The organism is Anaerolineae bacterium (assembly GCA_035529315.1).
Taxonomy (GTDB): domain Bacteria; phylum Desulfobacterota; class Desulfobacteria; order Desulfobacterales; family ETH-SRB1; genus Desulfaltia.
In genome coordinates, this window is record DATKWZ010000016.1 from 100124 (window position 1) to 125303 (window position 25180).

At 42.0% G+C, this 25180-nt stretch carries 24 protein-coding genes and 3 tRNA genes; 9 read left to right on the top strand and 18 right to left on the bottom strand.

The window, feature by feature from the left end; translation table 11 throughout:
* Positions 1 to 33 precede the first annotated feature (33 nt).
* The gene (locus VMW78_03560; GenBank protein HUV50084.1) at positions 34 to 1401 is read left to right on the top strand and encodes a replication-associated recombination protein A; all 1368 of its coding nucleotides are present in this window, start codon (positions 34 to 36) and stop codon (positions 1399 to 1401) included.
* A gap of 64 nt (positions 1402 to 1465) precedes the next feature.
* Here the strand turns inward: VMW78_03560 and acs are convergent, their stop codons facing one another.
* From acs to VMW78_03585, 5 genes are all read right to left on the bottom strand, one after another.
* Positions 1466 to 3496, bottom strand: coding sequence for an acetate--CoA ligase (gene acs / locus VMW78_03565; protein HUV50085.1), 2031 nt, complete (start codon positions 3494 to 3496; stop codon positions 1466 to 1468).
* Between the two features lie 183 nt (positions 3497 to 3679).
* A complete protein-coding gene (locus tag VMW78_03570) occupies positions 3680 to 4315 on the bottom strand; it encodes a TetR/AcrR family transcriptional regulator (GenBank protein HUV50086.1) in 636 nt (211 codons plus the stop codon).
* Positions 4316 to 4385: 70 nt separating this feature from the next.
* Positions 4386 to 4631: a putative nucleotidyltransferase substrate binding domain-containing protein gene (locus VMW78_03575; GenBank protein HUV50087.1), complete on the bottom strand. Its 246-nt coding sequence runs from the start codon at positions 4629 to 4631 to the stop codon at positions 4386 to 4388.
* Positions 4615 to 5565 carry a ParB/RepB/Spo0J family partition protein gene (locus VMW78_03580; protein HUV50088.1) on the bottom strand — a complete coding sequence of 317 codons (951 nt, stop codon included), beginning with the start codon at positions 5563 to 5565 and terminating at the stop codon, positions 4615 to 4617. Before VMW78_03580 ends, VMW78_03575 begins: the two co-directional genes overlap by 17 nt.
* A gap of 30 nt (positions 5566 to 5595) precedes the next feature.
* Positions 5596 to 6495 (bottom strand): phosphoribosylaminoimidazolesuccinocarboxamide synthase, encoded by a 900-nt coding sequence (locus VMW78_03585; GenBank protein HUV50089.1) that lies wholly within the window; start codon positions 6493 to 6495, stop codon positions 5596 to 5598.
* Between the two features lie 326 nt (positions 6496 to 6821).
* Between VMW78_03585 and VMW78_03590 the strand changes: the two genes are divergently transcribed.
* The 3 genes from VMW78_03590 to VMW78_03600 all read left to right on the top strand — a co-directional run bounded on the left by VMW78_03590 (position 6822) and on the right by VMW78_03600 (position 9375).
* Positions 6822 to 7361, top strand: a complete 540-nt coding sequence (locus VMW78_03590) for a hypothetical protein (GenBank protein ID HUV50090.1) — start codon at positions 6822 to 6824, stop codon at positions 7359 to 7361.
* 18 nt (positions 7362 to 7379) lie between these two features.
* Positions 7380 to 8030: a penicillin-binding protein activator LpoB gene (locus tag VMW78_03595; GenBank protein ID HUV50091.1), complete on the top strand. Its 651-nt coding sequence runs from the start codon at positions 7380 to 7382 to the stop codon at positions 8028 to 8030.
* A gap of 124 nt (positions 8031 to 8154) precedes the next feature.
* Positions 8155 to 9375 (top strand): hypothetical protein, encoded by a 1221-nt coding sequence (locus VMW78_03600; protein ID HUV50092.1) that lies wholly within the window; start codon positions 8155 to 8157, stop codon positions 9373 to 9375.
* Between the two features lie 11 nt (positions 9376 to 9386).
* Here VMW78_03600 and VMW78_03605 read toward each other — a convergent pair.
* A tRNA-Arg gene (locus VMW78_03605) sits at positions 9387 to 9464 on the bottom strand.
* 117 nt (positions 9465 to 9581) lie between these two features.
* Here VMW78_03605 and tadA point away from each other — a divergent pair.
* The 5 genes from tadA (at position 9582) to VMW78_03630 (ending at position 13437) form a co-directional block, all read left to right on the top strand.
* Positions 9582 to 10043 (top strand): tRNA adenosine(34) deaminase TadA, encoded by a 462-nt coding sequence (gene tadA / locus VMW78_03610; protein ID HUV50093.1) that lies wholly within the window; start codon positions 9582 to 9584, stop codon positions 10041 to 10043.
* Positions 10044 to 10100: 57 nt separating this feature from the next.
* Entirely contained in the window at positions 10101 to 11390 is a 1290-nt protein-coding gene (locus VMW78_03615; GenBank protein ID HUV50094.1) for an adenylosuccinate synthase, read from the top strand.
* A 136-nt stretch (positions 11391 to 11526) separates the two neighbouring features.
* A tRNA-Pro gene (locus tag VMW78_03620) sits at positions 11527 to 11603 on the top strand.
* Positions 11604 to 11731: 128 nt separating this feature from the next.
* A complete protein-coding gene (locus tag VMW78_03625; GenBank protein ID HUV50095.1) occupies positions 11732 to 11932 on the top strand; it encodes a cold shock domain-containing protein in 201 nt (66 codons plus the stop codon).
* A gap of 152 nt (positions 11933 to 12084) precedes the next feature.
* Positions 12085 to 13437 carry a phosphoglycerate kinase gene (locus VMW78_03630; GenBank protein HUV50096.1) on the top strand — a complete coding sequence of 451 codons (1353 nt, stop codon included), beginning with the start codon at positions 12085 to 12087 and terminating at the stop codon, positions 13435 to 13437.
* Here VMW78_03630 and VMW78_03635 read toward each other — a convergent pair.
* The 12 genes from VMW78_03635 to VMW78_03690 form a co-directional block, all read right to left on the bottom strand.
* The gene (locus tag VMW78_03635; GenBank protein HUV50097.1) at positions 13430 to 13885 is read right to left on the bottom strand and encodes a CBS domain-containing protein; all 456 of its coding nucleotides are present in this window, start codon (positions 13883 to 13885) and stop codon (positions 13430 to 13432) included. The two genes, VMW78_03630 and VMW78_03635, sit on opposite strands and share 8 nt — an antisense overlap.
* A 9-nt stretch (positions 13886 to 13894) precedes the next feature.
* Complete coding sequence (locus tag VMW78_03640) at positions 13895 to 15118, bottom strand: cation:proton antiporter (protein ID HUV50098.1); 1224 nt, start codon at positions 15116 to 15118, stop codon at positions 13895 to 13897.
* Position 15119: 1 nt separating this feature from the next.
* Positions 15120 to 16061: a universal stress protein gene (locus VMW78_03645; GenBank protein HUV50099.1), complete on the bottom strand. Its 942-nt coding sequence runs from the start codon at positions 16059 to 16061 to the stop codon at positions 15120 to 15122.
* 149 nt (positions 16062 to 16210) lie between these two features.
* Entirely contained in the window at positions 16211 to 17440 is a 1230-nt protein-coding gene (locus VMW78_03650) for an ABC transporter substrate-binding protein (GenBank protein HUV50100.1), read from the bottom strand.
* 16 nt (positions 17441 to 17456) lie between these two features.
* Positions 17457 to 17846, bottom strand: coding sequence for a response regulator (locus VMW78_03655; protein ID HUV50101.1), 390 nt, complete (start codon positions 17844 to 17846; stop codon positions 17457 to 17459).
* Positions 17847 to 17898: 52 nt separating this feature from the next.
* A complete protein-coding gene (locus VMW78_03660; GenBank protein ID HUV50102.1) occupies positions 17899 to 19809 on the bottom strand; it encodes an ATP-binding protein in 1911 nt (636 codons plus the stop codon).
* Between the two features lie 8 nt (positions 19810 to 19817).
* A complete protein-coding gene (locus VMW78_03665; protein HUV50103.1) occupies positions 19818 to 20693 on the bottom strand; it encodes a hypothetical protein in 876 nt (291 codons plus the stop codon).
* Positions 20690 to 21223 carry a multiheme c-type cytochrome gene (locus VMW78_03670; protein ID HUV50104.1) on the bottom strand — a complete coding sequence of 178 codons (534 nt, stop codon included), beginning with the start codon at positions 21221 to 21223 and terminating at the stop codon, positions 20690 to 20692. Before VMW78_03670 ends, VMW78_03665 begins: the two co-directional genes overlap by 4 nt.
* A gap of 108 nt (positions 21224 to 21331) precedes the next feature.
* A complete protein-coding gene (locus VMW78_03675; GenBank protein ID HUV50105.1) occupies positions 21332 to 22924 on the bottom strand; it encodes an HD domain-containing phosphohydrolase in 1593 nt (530 codons plus the stop codon).
* Positions 22925 to 23166: 242 nt separating this feature from the next.
* Positions 23167 to 24012, bottom strand: a complete 846-nt coding sequence (locus VMW78_03680; GenBank protein HUV50106.1) for an Mrp/NBP35 family ATP-binding protein — start codon at positions 24010 to 24012, stop codon at positions 23167 to 23169.
* Positions 24013 to 24247: 235 nt separating this feature from the next.
* Positions 24248 to 24324, bottom strand: a tRNA-Pro gene (locus tag VMW78_03685).
* Positions 24325 to 24377: 53 nt separating this feature from the next.
* The gene (locus VMW78_03690; protein HUV50107.1) at positions 24378 to 25109 is read right to left on the bottom strand and encodes an N-acetylmuramoyl-L-alanine amidase; all 732 of its coding nucleotides are present in this window, start codon (positions 25107 to 25109) and stop codon (positions 24378 to 24380) included.
* Positions 25110 to 25180 lie beyond the last annotated feature (71 nt).

The window sequence follows — 25180 nt, forward strand, 5'->3', positions numbered from 1 at the left end:
TAATCCTGTCAAAGAACTCTCGAAGGGTAAAATTTGGATCTGTTTGAATATAGAGCGCAGAAGGCATCAGCCGCATCAAAACCACTGGCCGAAAGGATGCGTCCGAAGAGTCTTGATGAATTTATTGGACAAAGCCATGTTGTGGGCAACGGGACTTTGATTCGTAAAGCCATTGAAAAAGACCGAATTTTTTCAATGATTCTCTGGGGGCCTCCTGGATGCGGGAAAACAACTCTTGCCAGGATTATTGCCAATGAAACCGGTTCATATTTTGTTCATTTCTCTGCTGTGCTTTCGGGCGTCAAGGAGATAAGATCTGTTATAGAAGATGCAAAAAATCAGCAAAAGCTTTACCAGAAAAGCACCATACTTTTTGTGGATGAAATACACAGATTCAACAAGGCTCAGCAGGATGCATTTCTTCATCATGTGGAAAGCGGCCTTATAACATTAATCGGTGCTACCACGGAAAATCCTTCCTTTGAAGTAATACCGCCTCTTTTATCCAGATGCCGCCTGATAATCTTAAATACCCTGTCATCTGATAATATTGCGGCTATAATTGATCATAGCCTGAAAGACAGTGAAAGAGGCCTTGGAAAAATGAGCCTTGTGCTTGACAGGGATGCTCTCTTATTTCTTATACAAATCGCCGAAGGGGACGCCCGCATCGCGTTAAACAACCTTGAAATAGCGGCTTCTTTGCTCATGCCTGAAACAGAACCTGTTCAAAACGCGACAACCGGGCATATAACTTTGCAGGTTATTGAGACAGCCTTGCAGAAAAAGGCTCTTTTATATGACAAGTCAGGTGAAGAGCATTTTAATCTTATATCGGCCTTTCACAAAAGCCTGCGGGGAAGCGATCCGGACGCGGCTATTTACTGGCTCGAGCGCATGCTGTCTGCCGGAGAAAACCCCTTATATGTTGCCCGCAGGATGGTCAGGTTTGCATCCGAAGACGTGGGGAATGCAGATCCATATGCGCTCGGAATCGCTTTAAACGCCATGGAAGCATTTAAGTTTTTAGGACACCCTGAAGGGGATCTGGCTCTAACCCAGGCTGCTGTTTATCTTGCAACAGCGCCGAAAAGCAACAGTATATACACCTCTTCTAAAATGGTTAAAAAAGAGATTGAAAGTTCAGGCTCGCAACCTGTTCCGCTGCACATAAGGAATGCTCCAACCAGATTGATGAAAGAGATAGGGTATGGAAAAGATTACAAGTATGCGCATGACTATGAAGAAGGATTTACTCCCCAGAACTATTTGCCGGAAAAACTCCAGAGCAGGTTTTACTACTCTCCGACAAACAGGGGATATGAAAAGACAATAAAACAAAGACTTGAAAAATGGCGGGACCTCAGAAAAATTAAGACTAAAAAGGAAATCAAAACATAAACCATACGGCTGAGACAGGAAAAGGGCATTTTTCAGCGGAATCGTGATTCGTAAAATCAGCTGATCACGATGTGACCCTCCTGATTTCATCAACGATTTCAGGATTAGCCAACGTAGATACATCACCTACGTCCTTTTTATTTGAAATAGCTCCAAGCACCCTGCGCATGATCTTGCCGGAACGTGTCTTGGGCATGTCAGATACAAGCCAGACCTTTCTCGGCCTTGCAATCTTTCCTATTGTGTCACAAATCTTTGCTGAAATCTTCATTGCCAGTTCATCGGTCGGCTCATATCCCGGCTTTAAAGAAATATACAGATCAGGGACAACCCCCTTTATCTCATCGGAAACAGGAACAACGGCTGCCTCGGCAACCTCCATTACCGTAAGGGCGGCAGACTCGATTTCTTTGGTTCCCAGCCTGTGGCCTGAAACATTGATTACATCGTCAATTCTACCAAGAATACGATAGTATCCGTCTTCAGCATTCATAGCGGCATCGCCTGAAAGATACGGCCAGTCTCGCCAATCTTTACTGTTTTTGTCCTTGCAGTATTTTGCATAATAGGTTGAAACATATCGATCCCTATCTCCCCATATTGTCTGAAACGCGCCAGGCCAGGGATTCCTTATACAAATGTTGCCTGCCCTGCCCTCTCCGGCCTTTATTTCATTTCCAAGCTCATCATAAATAATCGGATAAATGCCGGGTACTCCAGGGCCGGCGCTTCCAGGCTTCATCGGTTTTACTGCCGGCACGGTGCTGCAAAGAAACCCACCGGTTTCTGTTTGCCACCATGTATCAACTATTACAGCTTCATTCTTTCCGATCACCTTATGATACCATCGCCAGACTTCGGGTTCAATCGGCTCTCCAACAGTTGTCATATGCTTAAAATGATGATTATACTTTTTAGGCAGATCAGGATCAATTTTTCTTAATGCCCGTATAACGGTCGGAGCTGTATGGAAGATGTTTATATCAAGCTCTTCCGCTATCCTCCATGCGCGGCCCGCATCAGGATAGGTGGGGACCCCTTCGTAAATCACCGTTGAGGCACATAGAGACAGGGGACCGTAAACTATGTATGAATGGCCTGTAATCCATCCAATATCAGCCATACACCAGTAAACATCTTCCGGATGGATATCCTGAATATACTTTGATGTACCCGTCACATAGGCAAGATAGCCTCCTGTGCTGTGCTGGCACCCTTTTGGTTTTCCTGTCGTACCGCTGGTATACATGAGAAAAAGAGGATCTTCAGCCGGCATTGGAACAGAATCTACCTTTTTCCCACGGTAATCTTTAAGTAAATCATTTATAAAATAATCACGTCCTTCAATCATCGGTGCAGGAGTTGAATTTTTCCCGGGATAACGTTGCCATACAAGCACCTTATTAACATTCTGGCCGTCCTTTTTTGCAAAATCAACAGCTATATCGGCATTTTGTTTATGGTCAATCAATTTCCCGTTTCTATAATAACCGTCAATGGTAATAAGCACTTTGCTTTTAGAATCAACTATCCTGTCTGCACACGCCTTTCCACTGAACCCTCCAAATACTTCACAGTGAATAACTCCGAGCCTGGCGCAGGCAAGCATTGTTATTGGGAGTTCAGCCGTCATAGGCAAATGAAGTGTTACCGTATCTCCTGCCTTTAAACCCGCAAAATCCTGAAGAAGTGCCGCGACCTCGTTAACCCGCACATAAAGTTCCTGATATGTGATATGCTGAACCCGTTCGTTTTCAGGTTCCGGTACAAAATGAATGGCGGTTTTGTTTTTATTCTTCTCAAGATGCCTGTCAACGCAGTTGTAACACGCGTTTATCTTTCCGCCTGTAAACCATTTCCAGCACGGGGCATCGCTTGTATCCAAAACAGTATCCCACTTCTTGTCCCAGTGTAAAAGATCAGCATATTCCGTGTAACATTCAGGGAAATTATCCAAAGCAAAACGCTCGTAAATTGTTTTATCCTTTATGTTGGCCTGTTCAATAAATTCTTTGGAAGGATAAACATATTCCTCCTCCTTCCAGTGAACAGCTATTTGAGCTTCTGATGTTTCTACTGCTTCATTTTTTGTCATAATTAACCTCCTCAAAAATGAACTACCCTGCCGCAAGCAGAGGGGTATCTTTAAAAATATTGAACGCCCCAAGGGGCGGGAAATAAAACCCTGCTGTGATTTAACAAAAAAACCCTTGAAAACACCAAGGGTTGTTAAAAACGTCATTCTTGTTTTTTATCAATCTCAAAACTACTCTAAGCTCTATTTCCCCTTTTTTATTCCAAGCAAAAATACTTCAAATGCTGTTTCAAGAGCCTGTTTTAAATAATCTTTATTATTATACATTATTTTTTTACTTTCTCCCCAGAGAACAATACCGGAAAATAACGCCCACAGCTGGTCGGCAAGAGCTTCAGGTTTTTTGTCAATAATAACGCCTTTGTTAATCCCTTCATTAAATATATCGGACATTGCGCTAAGAGAGCTGTTAAAAAGTTTTTTGATATCTGCAAGGAGTTGCGGTGATAAGTTTTTGAGAATTTCACTTGATTGAAGACGAAACAGGTTTATAAGGATTAATGGATCAAATTCATAAACATCAATTATAGTCTTCTTTAATGCCTCTAATTTTTGTTGTCCATCCAACTCCTTTTCAGAGCTTACATGCCTTAATCTGATATTTAGATATTGAAGTATTCTAAGAGAAAGGGAGGCGCATAGCTCATCTTTGTTCTTGAAATAAAGATAAAGGGTGCCCGGGCTGAGTTCGGCTTCCCTGGCAATATCTTCCATTGTTACCTTGGCAAAGCCTTTATTATAAAACACCCTTTTTGCAGCCAACATGATCTGCTGACGCCTTCTTCCCCTTTCACGCTCTTTTCTTTCCTGTATTCCCATAATTTGCTGAATCTGATTTATTTGTTAAAACTTACTTTAATATATTTTTTTTATTTAGTCAAGAAAAAAATCAGGGCGACCCTGTGAATTCAAAGCTTAATTTTGTTTGAATCTTTTCTATCCTTTTGAATATTTCTTTCAGCATTGCCTGTTCTATGCTGGAAAGTTTCTTTGGATTAACGTAATTGTCCAGCTTTCTATTTTCATCAATAACCGATGTAATCTGCCGAATAAATCTTAGCTGCATTAAAAAACTGTAGGCTTGTTCAAGTTCATTATAGTCCTGCCAGTATAAAACCTTAAAGTATTTTTTCAAGGATGGGGTTTTCCACGATGTTGTTTAGTTTGACGGCACATTCTTGAAGCTCCTTAATAGTGTTAAACCTTAAATTTAACATATAGGTCCGGCCTTCAAAATCAGCTGGAGGGATTAGTTTTATGTCGCTGCCAAGCTTTAGCTCCTTGACATTGTTTTCAAATTCTCTTTTTGCTCTTGTTATTTCAGGAAATCGCCTCTGCTTTAAATAAGCTCTAATTTTTTGGGTTTTTTGCGTCCGGTCAATATCCTCTCTGTTTAAAATATCCGGAAAATCGCATTTGTGCAGCGCTTCCATTATAGAGATATTTTCGCGAAATGCGATCTCTTTAATCAGGGTAATTATTTCTTTTTGCTTATTTAAACTTAATTTAAATTCATGAAAAAGGTTTGCCAGTAAAATCGCCGCATCCTGTTCAAGCATGCCTAACTCCACGGCTATACTTAAAGGAATACTGTTTGAAAGTATGCAATCCTGAACACCCAATGGGAGACGGCAGATATTTTTAATTTTTTTTATCAAAGCTGGATTTTCCGGAAAACCAAGGTCCGAAGCTGCTTTAGAAAGGCTGACAGAATCTTTATAAAAGCTGGAAAGCATGCTTAACGCTTTAGACTTTTCGATCAGGTTAAGCTGCCTTTGCATGGCATTATCTGTTATTGCAATTTTTGCGCATTGAAGTCTGCTTGTATCAGAATCAAGTATTTTTGCTTCAAGAGCTGCACATCCAAGATATCGACATGCTTCAATCCTGCAGAAACCGCATATTATAATAAATGCCGATCCCTTTGCTATTAATAACGGCGGGTTTATCAACCCCACCTTATTAATGGAATTGATAAGATCATCTAGTTTTGTTTTGGTTGTTACACGGTAGGTATTATCTTCTGAATCAATACATGAGACAGGAACTGTCTTTATCTTAAAGCGCATAAGATTCTCGTTGATGGTTGCTGTAATCCTCTAACCCTCTAACCCTCTAACCCCTGTTAACAGTTTCAATGCCTGCATATATTTTTTACGTGTATTTTCAATTACTTCATTCGGGAGATTGGGCGCCGGCGGCTTTCTGTCCCAGTTTATGGAAATCAGGTAATCTCTAACATATTGTTTGTCAAAACTTTTTTGCGAACCGCCTGGTCTGTAAGTCTCTTTTAACCAGAATCTTGATGAATCAGGTGTCAGCACCTCATCAATAAGGATTATGTCTTTACCAACGCGGCCGAATTCAAATTTTGTGTCTGCAATTATTATCCCTTTTTTATCAGCCAACTCAACACCTTTTTTATAGATTGCGATGCTAAGCTCTTTAACCCTGTTTGCATCTGCCTGCCCTATTCTCTTTGCGGTCTCTTCAAAATCTATATTTATATCATGGGTGCCTTTCTCCTCTTTTGTTGAAGGGGTAAAAACAGGTTCGGGAAGTCTGTCTGATTCTTTCAGGCCCTTAGGAAGCTTTATGCCGCAAACACTTCCTGATTTTTGGTAAGACAGCCAGCCTGATCCGGATATATATCCTCTGACTACACATTCGACAGGAAGCGGCTCTGCTTTTTTAACGAGCATGCTTCTTCCCCGAAGTATTTCAGCATAAGGTTTGCATACAGAAGGATATTCATCCACATTGCTGGTAATAACATGGTTGGATAAAACAGACTCCATTACCTTAAACCAGAAGAGCGAAATTTGTGTTAGAATTTTTCCTTTTTCAGGAACAGGCTCCGGCATGATAACATCAAATGCGGAAATTCTATCGGTCGCTACCATTAAAAGGCATTCATCAAGGTCGTATATATCCCTCACCTTACCGGTTTTTATTAAATTTAATTCAGGGAAATTAGTTTCAAATACTGTTTTTTCCACAGCAAGATCCTTTCAGTTAAAGTTTTTAAAGGTCTCAAAGTTGGTTTACATATTGCCTGTCTCAGTTTAACCGAATTATATAAAACTACAAACTTCTTTTTTGTCTGTCAAATTAAATCGACTCTTGACCGGCTTGCTCCCCGCAAATCACGTGCTTGCATATTTTTGTAGCTGCGCAGGCATTCAGGCCTTAACCCTATAACTAACAGCCTTCAGCCTAAACAACCTGAATAATTACCATATTTTTTCTTGACACTCAGCCTGTTTCTTCATAAAAACAATAAGGTCGTTGACGATTCATTTATTGAAAGAAAGGGGTTAAAATTATGAACCTGACATCTGTTAAAAAGAGCTTTCCTGCGACACTAATCGCAATCATGGTGGTCTTAAGTATCACAAGTTGCGTACCCATGAGACAACCACTCCAACCAAACCAAATAATGCCACCATCCGCAAGGCTTGATAATGAAGGCGCCTATTTGTGTCCATATACACAGGATGGCGTTGTCGCTGAGTGGGTAGATAAGGCCATAAATGCCAAAATGGGTTCAACTATCGGCAAACACGCCGGTGCCTATCTTGGACAAAAAGCATTAGAGAATGTCCCCTTTGTCGGCGGATGGTTAGGAAGTATGGCCGGTGAAGCAGCGGGCCGAGCAATTGCCATTAAGGCGAGCGGCGGATGGGATTACATAAAAAGCACAAGCGATATTTCTTTTGATAATGCAAACGATCTTGCAGTGTATATTTATGCAACATACTCTGCTAATGAACATTTCCAGGAAGTCCTCCAGGCAACCATGGAAATATACCCGGAGCTAAAAAAAGGGTATTATAACGCCCTTTTAAACGCTCCAGCCAAATAGTACATTATGGATTCAAATATGTTTTTTGCAATTAATCGTGAGTTGATAAAACTCGGTGTGGCTCTGTTTTCCCTGGCTATTTTCTTTTCCGGTTGTGCAACAGCCCCAAGGCACGCGGGTGGTACTGCAGCGCACTATGTTGATCCAGGCCAACAGAGCGAAGTCTCCGGCGTCGGCATTGAATCTCAAGACATCATTAATATGACCGATAAAATGATGAGCGATATACTGGCCACACCATTATTCTTCCAGACTAAGACACATCCTAAGGTTATCATTGATGCAGAATACTTTAAGAATGAAAGTTCTACGAGAATCAATAAGAATATGATTACAGATCGGCTCAGAACAGAGCTCAACCGAGCTGCTCGAGGCAAAATGATATTTATCGGCCGAGAGTATCTGAATATGATGCTAAAAGAACTGCAATTAAAACAATTAGGCGTAATCAATGAAGGGGAATCCACATCAGAACCCAAGGCTTACGGAGGTGATTTTCGGCTGGGAGGACGTATTTCCACTATGGATTCGGTTGATCCCAAAACCGGCAGCTTTGCCCGATATCACCAGATTCTGTTTGAAATGATAGATTTAAATACCAGCGAAATAGTATGGAGCGGCTCCTATAACTTTAAAAAAGTCGGCCAGGAAGACATTATATACAGATAAAATAATAACTAGCCGTTCACTGGTTCAGGTTTCACAAGGTTCACGGTTTTATGCAACCACTGAATGCTTTTCCGACCGGACTCCCGATTTCGCGGAAGTGACGTAAAAATGAAAAAAGTCTGTAATGCAAAATTTTAGTCGCATTAAATTTCCCTTTATCTTAGCTGCTGTTTTACTGGTTATTGCCGGTTGTGCGGGAAGACAACAATTTAAGAAAATCGATGTTCCTGATGCAGATATGCAGTCATATCTTGCCGACAAACCCGCAAAACTCAGACCTGGTTTTCGTGTCATGCTTGAGGAGGGAAAAAGAAATTATGTTTTAAATAATATGCGTGTCGGCATAGATGCTTTGAAGCTGGGGTATCGTGAGATTGCAAAAAACTGTTTTGACAATACCTTAAATTATATTGAAGCTGTTTTTGCCGACAATGAAAAGGCAAAAAAAGCAAGAAGTTTATGGTATGAAGAGGGTATGAAAGATTTTAAGGGTGAGCCCTATGAACGCGCCATGGCATATTATTACAGGGGGCTTCTATACCTGGCAGACAAAGATTACGAGAATGCCAGAGCATGTTTCAAATCCGGCATCATCCAGGATGCCTTTGCCGAAGAAAACCAAAACCGCTGCGATTTTGCTCTGTTGTTGTTTCTGGAAGGATATTCTTCCCTGAAGCTTGGAGATCATCAATTGGCAACAGCGGCTTTTGATGAATTGAAAAAACTGCGGCCGGACTTCATTCTTCCCCCCCGCGATTCTAATCTTCTTATAATTGTTGAGACAGGAACGTCACCGCGTAAACTTGCCGACGGTGTCGGCCATGGAGAGCTAAAATTCTTCAGAGGCCGCAATATCATGGAAAAACGGGTTACGCTCAATATAGATGATAAGGAATTCGCAGCCTACCCGATAGAGGATATCGCATGGCAGGCCATGACACGCGGAGGAAGACCTGTTGACAAGATAATCAAGGGTCAGATTCAATTCCGCAAAACTCACGAAAAAATCGGCACCACCTTGACGGATATCTCGTCAAACATGCTATTGGCAAGCCCTCTAACTTCGCATTCCGATACTCTGTCCGGGGTAAGCGCAGCGCTGGGGATTCTGGGTGTTGCTGAAATGGCACTTGCAGCGAGAACGCGTACTTATGCCGACACGCGCTACTGGGACAACCTGCCCGACTCGGTGCATATCCTTTGTCTTAAAATTGCTCCAGGTTCTTACCAGTTAAGAACAAAGTATTTAAACGACTCTTCCGTTAAAGTTTCCGAAGATATTGAAAAAATCAAAATCCCTTCCCTTGATGCGAACAGCATGATACTTTTGTGGAAACGGCCCTGAATAAATTTTATTGGTGCGCCCGGCAGGATTCGGACCTGCGACCTACGGATTCGTAGTCCGGCGCTCTATCCGGGCTGAGCTACGGGCGCACATAAAATCAGACTGTTTTTATGCCATACCAATCTTCATGTCAATGGTAAGTTAAAATATATTCGGAACGGTTACTTATTTTATTTTATATCATGGATACAATTCATATAAAATTTATGAAACTGGCATTAAAGGAAGCGGCAAAAGCCGAACAAAAAGATGAAGTTCCAATTGGAGCGCTTCTTGCTGCGGAATCGGGCGAAATACTCTCATCCGCACACAACCAGGTCATAAGTCTTGCCGATCCCACAGCCCATGCGGAAATATTGGCAATACGTGAAGCAGCCAAAAAGATTCAAAATTATAGATTGTTAAAGACGACTCTGTATGTTACGATTGAACCTTGTGTTATGTGTATGGGCGCAATTATACACGCCAGAATATCAAGAGTTGTTTTTGGCGCGAATGATCCAAGATGGGGAGCGGCAGGTTCGCTGTACAGCCTGGCAGATGATATGAGGTTAAATCACAGGCCTGAAATTATTTGCAATGTTTGCAACGATGAATGCAAAAACATAATTCAGGTTTTTTTCCGCGCGAAGAGAAACAAAATCTTTTGTAACACTTTAGCCCCTTGAAAATAAATGCGTTTCAAGTATAATTAAATTTAAACCAGGTCTCAAAAGGAGTAAGCTGTGGCTAACATTGTTGTTGTTGGAACTCAATGGGGAGATGAAGGAAAAGGTAAAGTCGTGGATCTGCTTGCAGAATTTGCAGATATTGTTGTCAGGTTCCAGGGCGGAAATAATGCCGGCCATACAATGGTTGTAAACGGCAAACAGTTTATCAGCCATTTAATTCCTTCCGGCATATTGCAGAAAAAAACCTGCCTTATCGGAAACGGCATGGTAATAGATCCTGAAGTGCTTATAGAAGAACTTGATTATTTAAAGAGCAAGGGCATTCATGTTGGGCAGGATAATCTTATGATAAGCGAAAAAGCCCATATTATCATGCCCTATCATAAACAGATAGATCATGCCCGTGAAAGGATGAAGGGCGATAAAAAAATCGGAACAACAGGACGCGGGATCGGGCCTTGCTATGAAGACAAGGCAACCCGCAGGGGAATACGGTTTGTCGATCTTATTGATCCAGAGGTTTTTAGCGAAAAGGTAAAACCCATATTGGAAGAAAAAAATTTCTATCTTAAAGAATATCTTTCCTCTAATCCATTAGATTTTGATGATATAATTAATAAGTATTCTGAATATGCCGAAATATTAGCCCCATTTGTTACAAACATTTCTCTTGTAATAGGCCGGGCAATCAAAGAGGGGAAGCAAATCCTTTTTGAGGGCGCTCAGGGAACCCATCTTGATATTGATCACGGCACTTACCCTTATGTCACCTCATCCAACACTATTGCCGGGAATGCCTGCGCCGGCGCCGGCATCGGCCCGAAAGAAATCACAGATGTAATCGGAATTGTAAAGGCTTATACCACAAGGGTTGGGCAAGGCCCATTCCCTTCAGAACTCTTTGACGAAACAGGAGATAACATTCAGGGAAAAGGGGCGGAGTTCGGCGCGACAACCGGCAGAAGGCGCAGGTGCGGATGGCTTGATACGGTAATACTGCGTAATTCCGTGCGGTTAAACAGTCTATCCAGCCTGGCCATAACCAAGCTGGATGTATTGGGGGGGCAGGAATTTCTTAAAATATGCACCGGCTATGAGTATAATGGAAAAATTATTAATGATTTTCCGGCAAGCCTCAATGTCCTTTCCGCATGTAAACCAATATATGAAACACTGCCTGGATGGTCGGAAAATATTTCTAATATTCGAAAACTTGAAGGTTTGCCTCAAAATGCAAGAAATTATCTCAATAGGATTGAAGAGATTGCCGAAACCCCGATACAAATAATATCGCTTGGCCCTGCAAGAGATGAAACAATAATGATTAGTAATCCTTTTGAATAGAAGGGGCAAAGGGTTCGAGGTATTTTACTTGAACCCCTGACCCCTTTAATCCTTATAATCCTACCAACTCTTTTGGAGATGATCCTTAATTATTAATTGACATATAAAGTTTATTGAAATAAAAATTGTGAAATGTCGGGACGTGGCTCAGCCTGGTAGAGCACAGCGTTCGGGACGCTGGGGTCGCTGGTTCAAATCCAGTCGTCCCGACCAAAGAGCTACGAAAAAAATACATTGAGTATTTCAAGGATTAAGGTTTTAAGCCTTACGCCGCATCAAGGAACCGGTTCCTTTGCCGAAGCAGCGCACTTAATAATAGCTAATTTAAGGGGGTAAGTGTTTTGGCAGAAGGAACAGTAAAATGGTTTAGCAATAAAAAAGGATACGGCTTCATTGAGCAGGAAGGGAATAAGGACCTTTTTGTTCACCACTCAGCTATTAATATGACAGGGTTTAAAAGCCTGGGAAAGGGGGACAAGGTTAGCTTTGACGTTGAAGAAAGTGATCGCGGCCCTGAGGCAAAAAACGTCACTAAGCTGTAAATAGCTTCAGTATCTGTTGATAATCCCCAAGATTGCCTCAGCTGCCCCTCATTCATCATAACTTTTCTGTTTGATAAAATCAGATAATTAATAAATTCTAATAAATATGAACCTAACGAATAATGATGAATTCGTAAAAAGATGGTAAAAAAATGGATTTAGAATTGGACCCTAGGCTGCCGCTTGTCCAGAACGCTGACTTGAAAGATAAAATCGTTCTGGTCAGAGTAGACCATAATGTGGTTAAAAAAGGTATAATCACGGACCCGTATCGGATTGACGCTACTCTGGGAACCCTGTACAGCATTGTTGAACGAGGCGGCCGGCCGATTCTTATGACGCACGTGGGCCGAACACGGGACAAGAAAACAGGTAAAATCAAAGTTGAGAATAACACCTCTGTACAGCCTGTTGTTGAATACCTGGAACGGAAACTGCACACAAAATTCTCGGTGCCTGAGTTTCCGGTTGATCCTGATGCAGGTATTAAACAGATCGACACATCCATCAACTGGCACATACGTGATCTGCGCGCCCGCAGAATAGGAGGCATTTATCTTCCCAACACACGCTGGTTTGAAGGAGAGGAGGCGCGGGGCGATATAAGACAGCGTTTTACCCTGCAACTTGCCGGACTTGCCGATGTCTTTGTCAACGACGCTTTTGGTTCATGGCAGCCCCATGCTTCCACCTGTGATATAACCAGATACTTGCCGGGTTTTGCCGGGTTTCTAATGCAAAGGGAAATAGCTCACCTGAGAATGGTTCTGGAACCCAAAAGACCTTTTGTGGCTGTTGTAGCCGGAGCAAAATACGACACCAAAATCGGGCCGCTAACTGAGATTTACAAAAAGGTTGATCACCTGCTGCTTGGCGGAATTATTTATAATACCTTTTTATGCGCCAAATACGATATTCGGGTGGCAGGTGTGAGTGAATCAGACATTAATGCGGCCAAAAATCTTGTCAAGCAGGATGAAAAGGCCGGAAAGGTTGTGGAGCTGCCCTTTGTAGTTGAGTCGGATACTATTGAGGGGCGTGTTAATGGAAAATACAGGACGCTCAACATCATGGATTTTAAGCCCGGAAACAAATATGGATACTTCCTTGATGTTGCTCCTGAATCGTTCGAAGTTCCACAAGTCGCCGATGTTATCGGTTCCGCAAAAACCATCTTTGTCAATGCTGTCATGGGATTTACACCGCACTTTTTCGAAGGTTCTGAAAAACTTGACCGTACAATTGACAAGAATACACAAGCTCAAAAGCTTTACGGCGGCGGAGATACTCTCCAGGAATTCAAAAACCTCAGCCCCGGCCTTTATCTTGCGGCCATGGACAATGCCAAATACTTCTTTTTCACCGGAGGCGGCACGGTTCTTAAGGCTATAGAAGAAGGCACCCCTTACGGCCTCGAACCGGTCAAAGCGCTTATGGAAAACAAGGAAAATAACCAGGGTGAATATAAAAATAGCGCGATTTACAAAGCCGCCCTTTTTACTTGACTAAAAATCTTAACAGATCGATGAGGGTAATATCGGCAACCACCCTTTTTCCATCATCCAGAACAGGCATCTCATGCGTATTGGTCCTGATCATTCTATCCAATACCATCCCCGCCTCTTCATTTTCGGTCGCCACCACTGTTTTTCTTTTCATTATGTCCTTTGCTGTTTCAGCGGTAATCATATTGATTAAAAACCTCGGGTGGATTTGGGGTTCATGGCTTGGAGCAAATACGTGTTTTGCAAGAGTCCCCAAAGAGATGCAGCCGACAAGTTTTTTTTCATCATCCACCACATAAAGGAGGCGCCTGGGCTCAAAACTGATCACGATGTCAACCACCTCTTTAATATCGGCATTCTCATGAATAATCGGAACCCTTCTCTTTTTAAGAAGAGCAACCAGTTCGGCTACCTTTGTATTTTCTGTAACTTTTTCAACACGCTTCATGCTCTGTCCTTACGCCTCCCCTGCCCTTCTAAGTGAAAACCGGACAAAAAACGGTGCTATCAGTTCATTAATTATTACCGACCCCAATACAGCGTTTACCATTATTTCCGACAGATATGTATCTCCGAACACCTCCCCTGCTGCCAGAACAAGCCCAACTGTGACTCCGGCTTTTGGCAAAAGAGCAGTGCCCAGATATTTTCTAACCGCCTCAGGCGCACCGGATATTTGAGCCCCCAAGCGGCTCCCCAGCAGCTTCCCGGTAAAACGCCCAAGTACGATAACCAGGGCGATCAACCCAGCGGTCTGCATTACCTTGAAATCCATATGAGCCCCTGCCAGTGTAAAAAACATTCCAAATATAGGCTCTTCTATGCTCTCCACCACTGCAAAAAGATCTTCACTGTGCTTTACAAAATTGACCACCACAAATCCCATCACCATATTGGCAAGCAAAGGAGATGCCTTAAGGCTTATTGCCAGACCGCCTGCTAAAAAAATGGCTCCTGTTATCACTCCAAGGATTGCCCCTTTTCGCGATACAAAACCGATCAGCTTTTGAAGGCAGATTCCCAACACGCCTCCGATAAGCAGGGAAAGAAGAATGGAAAACATGGGGGGGAAAAACAGGTTGGCAAAAGATGCGGCCTGTTGGTTTATAAAGAATTGGGCCATGGTAAAAGCAAAAGCAGCAAAGAGAATCGTAAGAGCGTCATCAAGGGCAATTACTCCCAGGAGTATGGTAGTAAACGGCCCCTTTGCCCTGTATTCATGAACAATTGCCATGATTGCGGCAGGAGCTGTGGCAGCGCTGATAGCGCCGATTACAAAGGCCATGGGAAAATACGATGTCCGGAAAGATAACTGAATCGCTCCCAGGCTGTGAATAAAATAAAAAAACAGGGAAAGCATCAGCGTCGTGGAGATGAAAGCGCCGAAACACTGCGTAAATGTAATCCAGAAAATATGCTTTCCAAGCTTTTTCAACTTTATCAGGCTAAGAGATCCGCCGATTGAAAAGGCAATTATCGACAAAGCTATATCTGTAATTATAGTTAGTTCTTCTTTAACCAGACTCTCATGGAACAACCCCAGAAGCGAAGGGCTGAGCAGCACTCCGATTACAAGATATCCTGTCACACGGGGGGCGTTAAAGTAGTTTGCTGCTTTTCCGCCTGTATAGCTCAAGAGAAGAAGCAGGCCTATGTAAACAAGAGGATGGATTGTTTGCATATTATTGAACGATCCAGACAGTCAACCCAATAGAGCTGTTTAAAATCTTTCTGGTTACACTCCCCATGAAAAGCTCCTTTATTTTTGAAAGCCCCCTGCGTCCCAATACAATTGTTCCAAAACCGTTTTCATGCGCCTCTTTGAGAATATCGTCAGCAGCAGACCGGCTGCCGTCTATTACTTTAGTGGCGATCTGATCCTCGGAAAGCCCTGCATCAAGAAGTATTTTTTTAGCCTTTTTCATATATGGAGCAATCTGCTGGCCTGCCTTGTTTCGCCAGAACTCTTCAAGATCAGGAGCCTCTTCAAGGGCCTCCAGAGGAACAAAGCGTCTCAGATTCCTCATGGTATAAAAAATGGTTGCCTTGCAATCGGTACCGGACAGCATAAAACCGGCATGGTCAACAGCTCTCAGGGCATTTTTGGAGCTATCCACGGCAATAAGCACTTTTTTTGAACGAACACCACCCCCCACTATCCACAGTGGACAATCCCTGCCGTACTCCACAAGCCTTGTTGAGATAGCGCCCATGATAAACGGTTTAAAATCGGTTCGTCCCCGCCTGGACATTAGAATAGTATCCGCCCCTTTATTTTTTGCCAAAAAATGAATATCTCTGGCAATAGTACTTTCGCATTGCCGGCAATGCGGCTTGATATTCTCTTCATCAAAACCTTTATCAATAAGAATTTCCATGGCTTCCGCTAAAACCCGCTCGGCTATTTCTTTATTCTTTCTTTTAACTGAAGCCAGCGCCGACCTGATCTTCCTGTCCATTGTTTTATCGTCTGTTAACAGCGGCGGCAAAGACGGCATGACATACAAAAGATGGACATGCATTTTATGCTCCGGGCCAAACATAAGATCAAGATAATCCAATGATTTCAATGAATTTTTTGAACCATCAAGCGGTATGACAATGCTTTTTTTCAACTCCCCCATAATATTCTCCTTTATCACACTAAATCCTTTACTCCAATTTTAAAGGATATCACTGCTGTCCGGTTTAAAAATTCTGGGAGGTGCCACAGCTCATCAAATATTTCCATAATCAGTCGTGGGTTGGGTTGAACCGCAACCACTCAACCATTTTACTTATAGAATATAAGCTGCAGGTGTCCATCTTTGACGTGAGTAAGGTATACTTCATCCATCCCCTGGTGATCCTGCGGGCCGAAATTAATAACCGCTCCGATTCCCACATAATGTTCTTTAATAGACTCTAATGCCCTGATAAACCCTTCTCTTGAAATATCTCGTCCTGCCCGCCTCAAGGCTTCGATCAGAATTCTGGCGTTAATAAAGCCTTCAAAACCTACGAAGTTAGGCTTATCCTGCGGATAATATTTGGTTAACAAACGGGAATATTGATCGCCAGCAGGCAGAAGAATCCGTTCAGTGGGCGGGGGCACAACCTGGGTTATCAAGACCCCCTCAGCGTCATCACCAAGCTCCTGGACCAGTTTATCCGCCCCGACAAAAGAGACATTATGAAATAAAGGATTATACCCGCTTGCCCTGGCCTCTTTTATAAACTTGGCACATGGGCTGTATGTCCCTATCATGATGACCGCCTCAGCCTTAGAGGACTGGATTTTATCAAGTGCCTCGGCAATCTCCATGGTTCCTCTTACAAAACTCCCGGTGGCCACCGGAGAAAGATTATATTTTTGCAGGGCAAGCTGTGTTCCCTTAAGCCCGTCAAGGCCATAGTCGTCATATTGATAGAATACCGCTATGCGGGACAGCCCTTTTTTCTCCACAAAATAACGGACAATGGCGTTGGTTTCGTGATAGTAAGATGATCGGACATTAAAGATATAGTGCCGGAAAGGAAAGCGAAGCTTATCGGCTCCGCTAAAAATACCAAGAAGCGGGGTTTTGGTCTTTTCAAGAATGTCTATGATCTTCAAGCTGGTCGGCGTTCCCACATAGCAAAAGAGACAAAAAACATTATCCTTATGAATCAGCCTGTTTGTATTGGCTACACATCGCGGAGGGTCATATCCATCATCATGTGTAACCACAGTGATCTTGCGGTGATGGATGCCCCCATCACTGTTTATCTGCTTGATCAAACACATTGCACCATTCAGGTATTGAGTCCCCAAAAAGCCGGCATGTCCGCCAAGAGCCAGAGATGAACCGATTATTATCTCATCGGGAGTTACCCCTGGCGCGACGGAGACATCTGAAGCCACCGGCTGCTCTAAATCCATTTCTTCTTCTATCAGTGGCGATTTTAACTGAAGATAGCCGTAAAGGCTATAAACACCAAGACCGATCAAAACTATGATAATGCCAAGCCATATCTTTTGCAAAACGTGTTTTCTCCTTTCAACCAATTTCCCGCTTGACTGTTTTAGATTCAAATATCTTATCTATCTTGTTTATTAAGTCCATGGGACTAAATGGCTTTGTAAAATATTCGTCGGCGCCTGCGTCAAACCCTTTTTTTTTGTCCGCCTGTTGCCCCCTGGCTGTAAGCATAATGATATAGATATCCTTTGTGGCCGGGTCCTTTTTGAGAAGCCTGCACACCTCAATGCCATCCAGACCCGGCATCATAACATCCAGTAAAATAATATCCGGCATGCACTCTCGCGCTTTCCTTAAGCCCTCTTCGCCTGACGATGCATGGAGAATCTCAAAATCGCCCATAGAAATCGTAACTTCTAACAGCGCTCTTACTTTTTGCTGGTCATCAACTATCAATATCTTTCTCATTTAGCTCCACATCCTTTCCGTTAGTCGACTAATTTCCTGCCGGATCACTTGACTAAAGCCGAAAGAGTCCGAAACCAACCGTTGTGCCCTTGTCAAGTTCACTTTTTATTGTTACCCTCCCGCCATGAGATTCTACAATATATTTTATAATGGACATACCCAGACCTGTGCCGCTGATTTTCTCTGTTTCCTTTCGTCTTACCCGGAAAAACTTATCAAAGATATAGCGAAGATCCTGCTTTGCTATGCCGATACCATGATCTTGCACACTAATCCAGACAATATCATCTCTTGCAAAAGCCTTGCACATAATATCGCCTCCCGGAGAGTATTTAATTGCATTATCAAGAATGTTCTTTATAACCTGATCTATTCTCTCTTTATCCGCGCTTACAAGGGGAAGATTTTCTTCTATGTCTGCAATAATGCGGTGGCCGGTCTCTGCTTTGGAATAAAAATTAATGTTTTTTGATAAGATATCAGCTAAATTAACAGGCTTTTTTGTAAAGCTAAAATCCTTTTGAGATTCTATCCGTGAGACGTCGAGCAGGTCATCAACAATATTGCTCAGATGGATTGATTCCTCACTAATAAAACCCAAAAAATCTTTTTTCTGGCTTTCTGTTAAAGTTCTTGTCAGGAGAAGTTCGCTATATCCCAGAAGAGTGGTCAAGGGTGTTCGAAGCTCATGAGAGGCTGTGCTTAAAAATTCTGACTTAGCCATGTTGGTTTCCATCAGCTCATTTTGGATTACCATTAATTCATTGTTGGCTTTTTCCAAATCCTGGGTGCGTTGCTGTACCTTTTTTTCAAGGGTTTTGCTATATTGATCTATTTTGTTCTTTGAAACCGCCAGATCTTCAGCCATACGGTTGAAAGCCGCAGCCAGAGCTCCGACCTCATCTCTGGAATTCACAACAGCCCTTTGGGAAAGATCTCCTGCCGCAAGTCCTTTTGTAACCTCCATCAGGCGCTGGATGGGTTTAATAATGGTGTTGGCTACTTGAAAGGAGAGAAATATCCCCAGGACAATGCCCATCCCGGAGATCAGCAGACCAAAGCGAAAGATTTCAGACAAACGTGCATAATATGCTGTTGCGTCATAACCGATGCTTACCACTCCTTTAAATTCACCATCAATTCTCAGCGGCATATCAAACATATATATTTTTTGACCTGGCGACAACCTGGTGTAGCTTTCAGCCCCGTTGATAATTGCCTTAACCCCCTTATCAGCGGCAATCATGCCTACCCTGTTCAAATCACTGCACGCTATGATACGGCTGTTGTCGTCGACAATCATGATCCGGGAAATAATCTCGGATTCCGATGTTAATCTGTCCACTAATCTTTGAATATGAATCAGCCTGTTTACATCCTGCATGTTTTCGATGCTGTAACTGAGCGATTCAGCCATAATGCGGCTGTCTCTCTTCATCTGGTCGGCAAGTTGCACCTGATCTTTGGGGCGCGCATACAGATATTCGCGCAATTCAAAGGCAACCTCCAGCAAACCAAAAACCTTATCCCCCCTTTTAAAAGGGTAAACCGCTGAATAGACCTGCTCTCCCATCTTGGTGTCAAATCCGCTGACATAGTAACCCTTTTGTAATGCGTTTGAAATAAGATAGGAAGATGCAACTTCCCCAACCTGCTCCCTGAATGTGGCGGATGTAATTCGACCACTACTATCTATGACCCATACGCCGAAAATTCCTTCAGTCAGGGACAATTCCTCCACAAGCGCTTGCAGGCTTACCTTTTCGGCAATACTTTTCTGGTTTGTAATACCGATAATCAGTGCGCGGTTCAAGATAACGGCATTATCCTGCATGTTGGTAAGAAGGCTCTTCTTTTCGTGCATATAGCTGGCCCAGAAGGATAGCAGCGTAATGAAGACAAGCAATGCAACCATAGCTGCTATAATCTTGGCCCGTATGCCCATACCTTTTGAGGATTGCATGTGTCGGTTTATTCCTTGCCGCTGAGGCCGTGCTTATAAGAAAGCATGGTTGCTGCAATCGGAATGGCTATGATTAGCCATACGATCAAAAGGATTATGGAAAAAAAAGCGCAACTACGATAGATAATATATAATCCTTTATTTCCTTTTTCCGAAAAATTCTCAGCCACGTTTTTTATTTTTTCACCCTCAATGTTTAGCGCATGCAAGGTATTATCCAGGTACGCATAGTTTTTCGTAATCTCGTTAAAGATCAGGTTGTCTTGGCTCATTAATTCATCAATCCTCTTATCATCCTGCGCCCAGATCAAAAGATTTGTCACCGCTTCCTTCCGCTTATTCTCAAAAGAGATTTCATCCGGAGATCTGGGATGACTCCGGTAGATTATGTACCCCTTTTCATTTATGCGAATTTCCTGCAGGGCAATGATGCCGCGTTCGGGATTCATTTTTGAATATATGACCGCCAGAATATTTTTTTCTAAGTCTCTTATCTCGGTAATGTTTTTATCAACAACTTCATGATATAAAACTAGCTGATCAAACAATCGCTCATAAATGTTTATAGCCTCCTCCCAGATGGGAAATTCAAAAAGCTCTTCCGGCTTTTCGGCAAATGATGTTTTTTCATAAAGAGAGAGCACCTTTCGCAACTTGATTATCTTATCTTTAACATTGTCTGGCACATCTTCTTGATGGTAGAGGAGATAACTATTTGCCTGTAATTTCATCTCCAAGACCAACTCCTTTATCTGTATTCCACTGTCGACCAGATGGGTATATTTCGGGATGGCTTTGACATTTAATAAAATAATAGAGCCGATAATAAGAGAAAGAACAATGCAGACACTAAAGGCGATTTTAATCTCTTTGGTATTTTTCATTTAGAAGACACCTCTTTTCTCACTTTAGACTCGGCCCTGTGTTCAATCCGCTTCCGGTATTTTTCATAATCAAATTCCGGGGTCCAGTTGCGATCGTGACATTTAATGCAGACACTTTGATAATCTATCTTTCTTCCGATCGGAAGCGCCTTCTTGTCGTAAGGGTTATCCTTGTGTTTGCTGCCCGGACCATGACAGGCCTCGCACTGGACACCCCTTAATTCCGGTGTAATCTTTTCGCTGACAAAGCCCTGAGATTCGCGATAGCCGGTGGTGTGACATTTTAAACAATAGGGGTTGTTTTTCATCCTTCCAAGCCGTGCAAAGGCATTGGCATGGGGGTCTTTTTCCCATTCCTTAAAGTATTCGAAATGACAGAGGCGGCATTTCCTGTTGCCGATATAGTATTGCTCTCCATTGGCAAAGACATCGCGCACATGCAGTTGGAAGAGTGAGGGTGCAAGGGAAAAGAAGACGGCCTCAAAGAGCAAGGCTGTGAATACAATAATAATGAATCGGAGTTTAGCCATTTCAATCACCTGGAGTTATGATTACGTTTATTCACTTTTAATACAAGACCATCACTATTGAATTAATATCAAAAAAATATAGTTAATGTCAACCTTGCAAACCTTTCTCTACAAATCTATTTGTTCAGAAATCATTTCCTTTTTTGCATAGTCATAAAAAAGACGTTTTTTGACAAACAGATCATAAATATCCGGATCAATATGCTTATCCTTTTTCATGCACTCCATGATTTTTATCGCATGGGAGAGCTTTCTGGGTTTATTATATGGTCTGTCCTTGGCAGTCAGCGCTTCAAAAATATCAGCAACAACCATAATACGCAACTGAAAAGGCATTTCCTTTGCCGTCAAACCGCTTGGATAGCCTGATCCATCAAGTTTTTCATGGTGTGATGCAGCGTATCTCGGCACATTTGCCAGTTTTTTTGGAAAAGGGATCTGTTTTAATATCTTAAGAGTCATTTCAGCATGGTTTTCTATAATTTTGCGTTCTTCCCAGGTTAGAGTTCCTTTGCGAATACACAGATTCTTTACCTCGTCCTCAGTAAGATAATAATGTTCTTCATTATTTAGTGAATAGGTTTTTTTTGCGATATTTTTAATTCTTTTGATTTTGTCATCATTCATAAATTCTTTTGTATTGTTACATGCTTTGATAAAATCAAGTTCATTATAAAGCATTTTTAATTCATCGCCAAGGTACTGCTCAATACGTTTTATTTTATCCCTGGAATTTTCTTCATTTTTCAGTAATTCTATTTTACGCTTTAAATATCTGTTTTTAATTAAGCCGGCTATAAGATAAAATCTGGTTTCAATAAGAAATATACGGTCACACATGGTCTCGAGTTTTGTTGACTTGTCAATCACGTGCTCAGGTGTAGTAATTTTGCCCACATCGTGCATCCATGCTGCAAGCCTCAACTCTTCAATTTCATCTTCATTAAAATAAATATCTTTAAACGGACCATCATGAGACTTGTTTATTTCTTCTGCAATCATCATGGTAAGAAAGACGACACGCCTTATATGGCCTCCTGTGTATGGAGATTTTTCGTCAACAGCTGTGGCAATGCTTTTGATAAAGGAATAGAATAAATTTTTCAGATCCTGGATGAGTTGTGTGTTGGTCAAAGCAACTGCGGCCTGCGAAGCAAGGGAAGCGATCAGATTTACATGTTTTGCGGGAAATGACACCACCCTGCCTGTTTTAATATTCTTGGCATTTAATAACTGCAACACGCCAATAATATCATTTTCATGATTTTTCATTGGAATAACAATCATGGACTTTGATCTGTAGCCTGTGGTTGTATCGTATTTTTTCGGGCCGGTAAAATCAAACCCTGATGCTTTATAGACATCCGGTATGTTGATGGTTTCACCTGTAAGAGCGGTATATGATGAAACATTGGAATGATTTGGACGTCCACTTATATAAAGAGGAACTTTAGGCAGGACAATTTTGTTCGCAATGGAGTCATTCTGCATTATCTCAAAACTAAGATGCAATTTGTCGTCATCGACTGTATACAATGTTCCTGCATCAGCATTTGAAAGATCTCTGGCTTCATCAACAATCATTTCCAGCAGCTTGCTGATATTTTTTTCAGCAGACAGTGCCAGCCCTATCTCGGCAAGCTGTTTCATCTGCTTTTGCTGGTTGTTGATTTTCCGATCAAAATCTGACGAAGATGTCATCTTGTTTGAATCTCCACCTGATTAACAAGACATGGTTTTTAATAAAGCTTGTTCTAAATGGTTGACAATTTTTCAAGGATCATCATCGGAAATTATTTTTACGTTTTTAATGAGTTCTTTGGCTTCTTCTTCAGACACATAGAGGTTTTACATCTCATTTATTTTGACAATATGAATTACCTTCTAAATTCGCGTAAACTGTTGATAGCAAAGACCAAATTCAAATGATTTTAATGGCTCAATTAGTGTATAAGTTTTGACATTTTTCCGGCAATATCGGCAAAAGCCTTTGTTACCGGGGAATCTTTATATTTTTCCTGAAAAGAAACACCTGTATCACCACATGACACAACATTAAGGTCAAAGGGAATTTTTCCTAAAAAAGCTATTCCTGCTGTTTCAGCGGTTTTCTCTCCACCACCTGATCCAAACAGATTATGTTTTTCACCGCAATTGGGGCATGTAAAACCGCTCATATTTTCTATAAGACCAAAAATCTCCATTTTTACGGTTTTACAGAAATTAATTGATTTCCTGACATCTGCAAGAGCTACCTCCTGCGGTGTGGTTACTATGATTGCTCTGGCATCGGAAATAGTCTGGGCAACGGAAAGAGGTTCGTCACCTGTTCCTGGAGGAGAATCTATAATCAAGAAATCAAGCTCACCCCATTCAACATCGGCAACAAATTGTCTGATCGCAGAATGTTTGATCGGACCTCTCCATATTATCGCATCGTCCTTATTTAGGGTTAAAGACTCTACTGATACAGCCTGGAGATTCTCAGAAAAACTCATGGGCGTAAGCTTCTGATTCTGATTCAGGGTCAGCATCCCTTCAAGCCCGAGCATTCTGGGAATATCAGGCCCGTGCAGATCAACATCCATAATCCCAACCTTATAACCTTTGTCGGCAAGGGCTATGGCAAGGTTAACAGACACGCTTGTCTTGCCGACACCGCCTTTGCCGCTCATAACAATGATTTTATTTTTTATTTTTTTTAGAGATTCATCTACCATGGCATCATGATTAGATTTCACTTGTTGCTTTTTAGCCGCGCTACAACTTTTTTTATTAATTATTTCCATTATATCTCCTAATATTATTGACGGGCTTGCGTGGAGCTATACAAAAAAGAAAACGCCGCAAATGCGGCGCCTAAATGAGACCTTTGAAAAATGCTCAATTTTGTTTAAGTTCAAGGAAGGCGAAAATTGTAAACGTAGGAATACATTGAGTATTTCGAGGCTTAAAATTTGAGCCTGACGCCGAAATTGGGCAAAAGGGGGCGTTTTGCAAAGGTCTCTAACTACCTGATATTTTTGGTCGGGGCGAGAGGATTTGAACCTCCGGCTTCCTGCTCCCAAAGCAGGCGCGCTACCAGGCTGCGCCACGCCCCGATAATAGATTGGTTTTTCTATCATGCTTTATTTATTCACGCAAGTTATAATTATTAGTTTTTTTCTGATAAAAAATTGTCTATTGCCCTGCTTATTGCCTCCGCAAATTCAGACAAAAGCTGTGTGTCACACAGCTTTTTCTCTTCACCCGGGTTGCTTAAATATCCGATTTCAATAAGTACAGCAGGCATATCCGCCCCTGACAGCGCTACAAGCGACGCCACGTCTATCCTGGTTTCCATATGTTTTATTCTGTCATTAATCTGAGTTTGCATTGATTCAGCCAAGGCTCTGCTTCTCGCTATATGCCTTTTTTGAATATCATCCCAGGTTGTCCGGTCGTTGCCTGAATTATAAGTCTCTGATGTTGCACCGTTAAAAGTTATATCAGAACCCGACATTTCTTTGAAATAATATATGGTTATTCCGCTTGCTTTATGAAGAAAACTTCCACCGACATGTATGCTGACAAACAGGTCTGCTTCCATATGGTTTGCAACGGCAGTTCTGTCCGGTATGCCAAGCAGGTAATCATCCGCCCTGGTTAAAGACGCACTGTACTTACTCCCAAGTTCGGTTGCAATCATTCTGGCAAGGCTTAGAGTTATTGTCTTTTCAAATGCTCCATCCGCTCCCCGGGCGCCTTTATCATGCCCCCCATGTCCCGGGTCTAAAACAATAATCTTCTTTTCGTGGTTAAATAAATTAGAATTTGCATTTCCATTGGTCGTCAGAAAGCATAAAGATATTAACAAACAGATTATTAATGCAAATAATAGTTTCATCCGATTTGGTGTAATAATATTAAACATAAAAGATAAGCGCATCAATTTTGCCTTGACACATATATGATGAA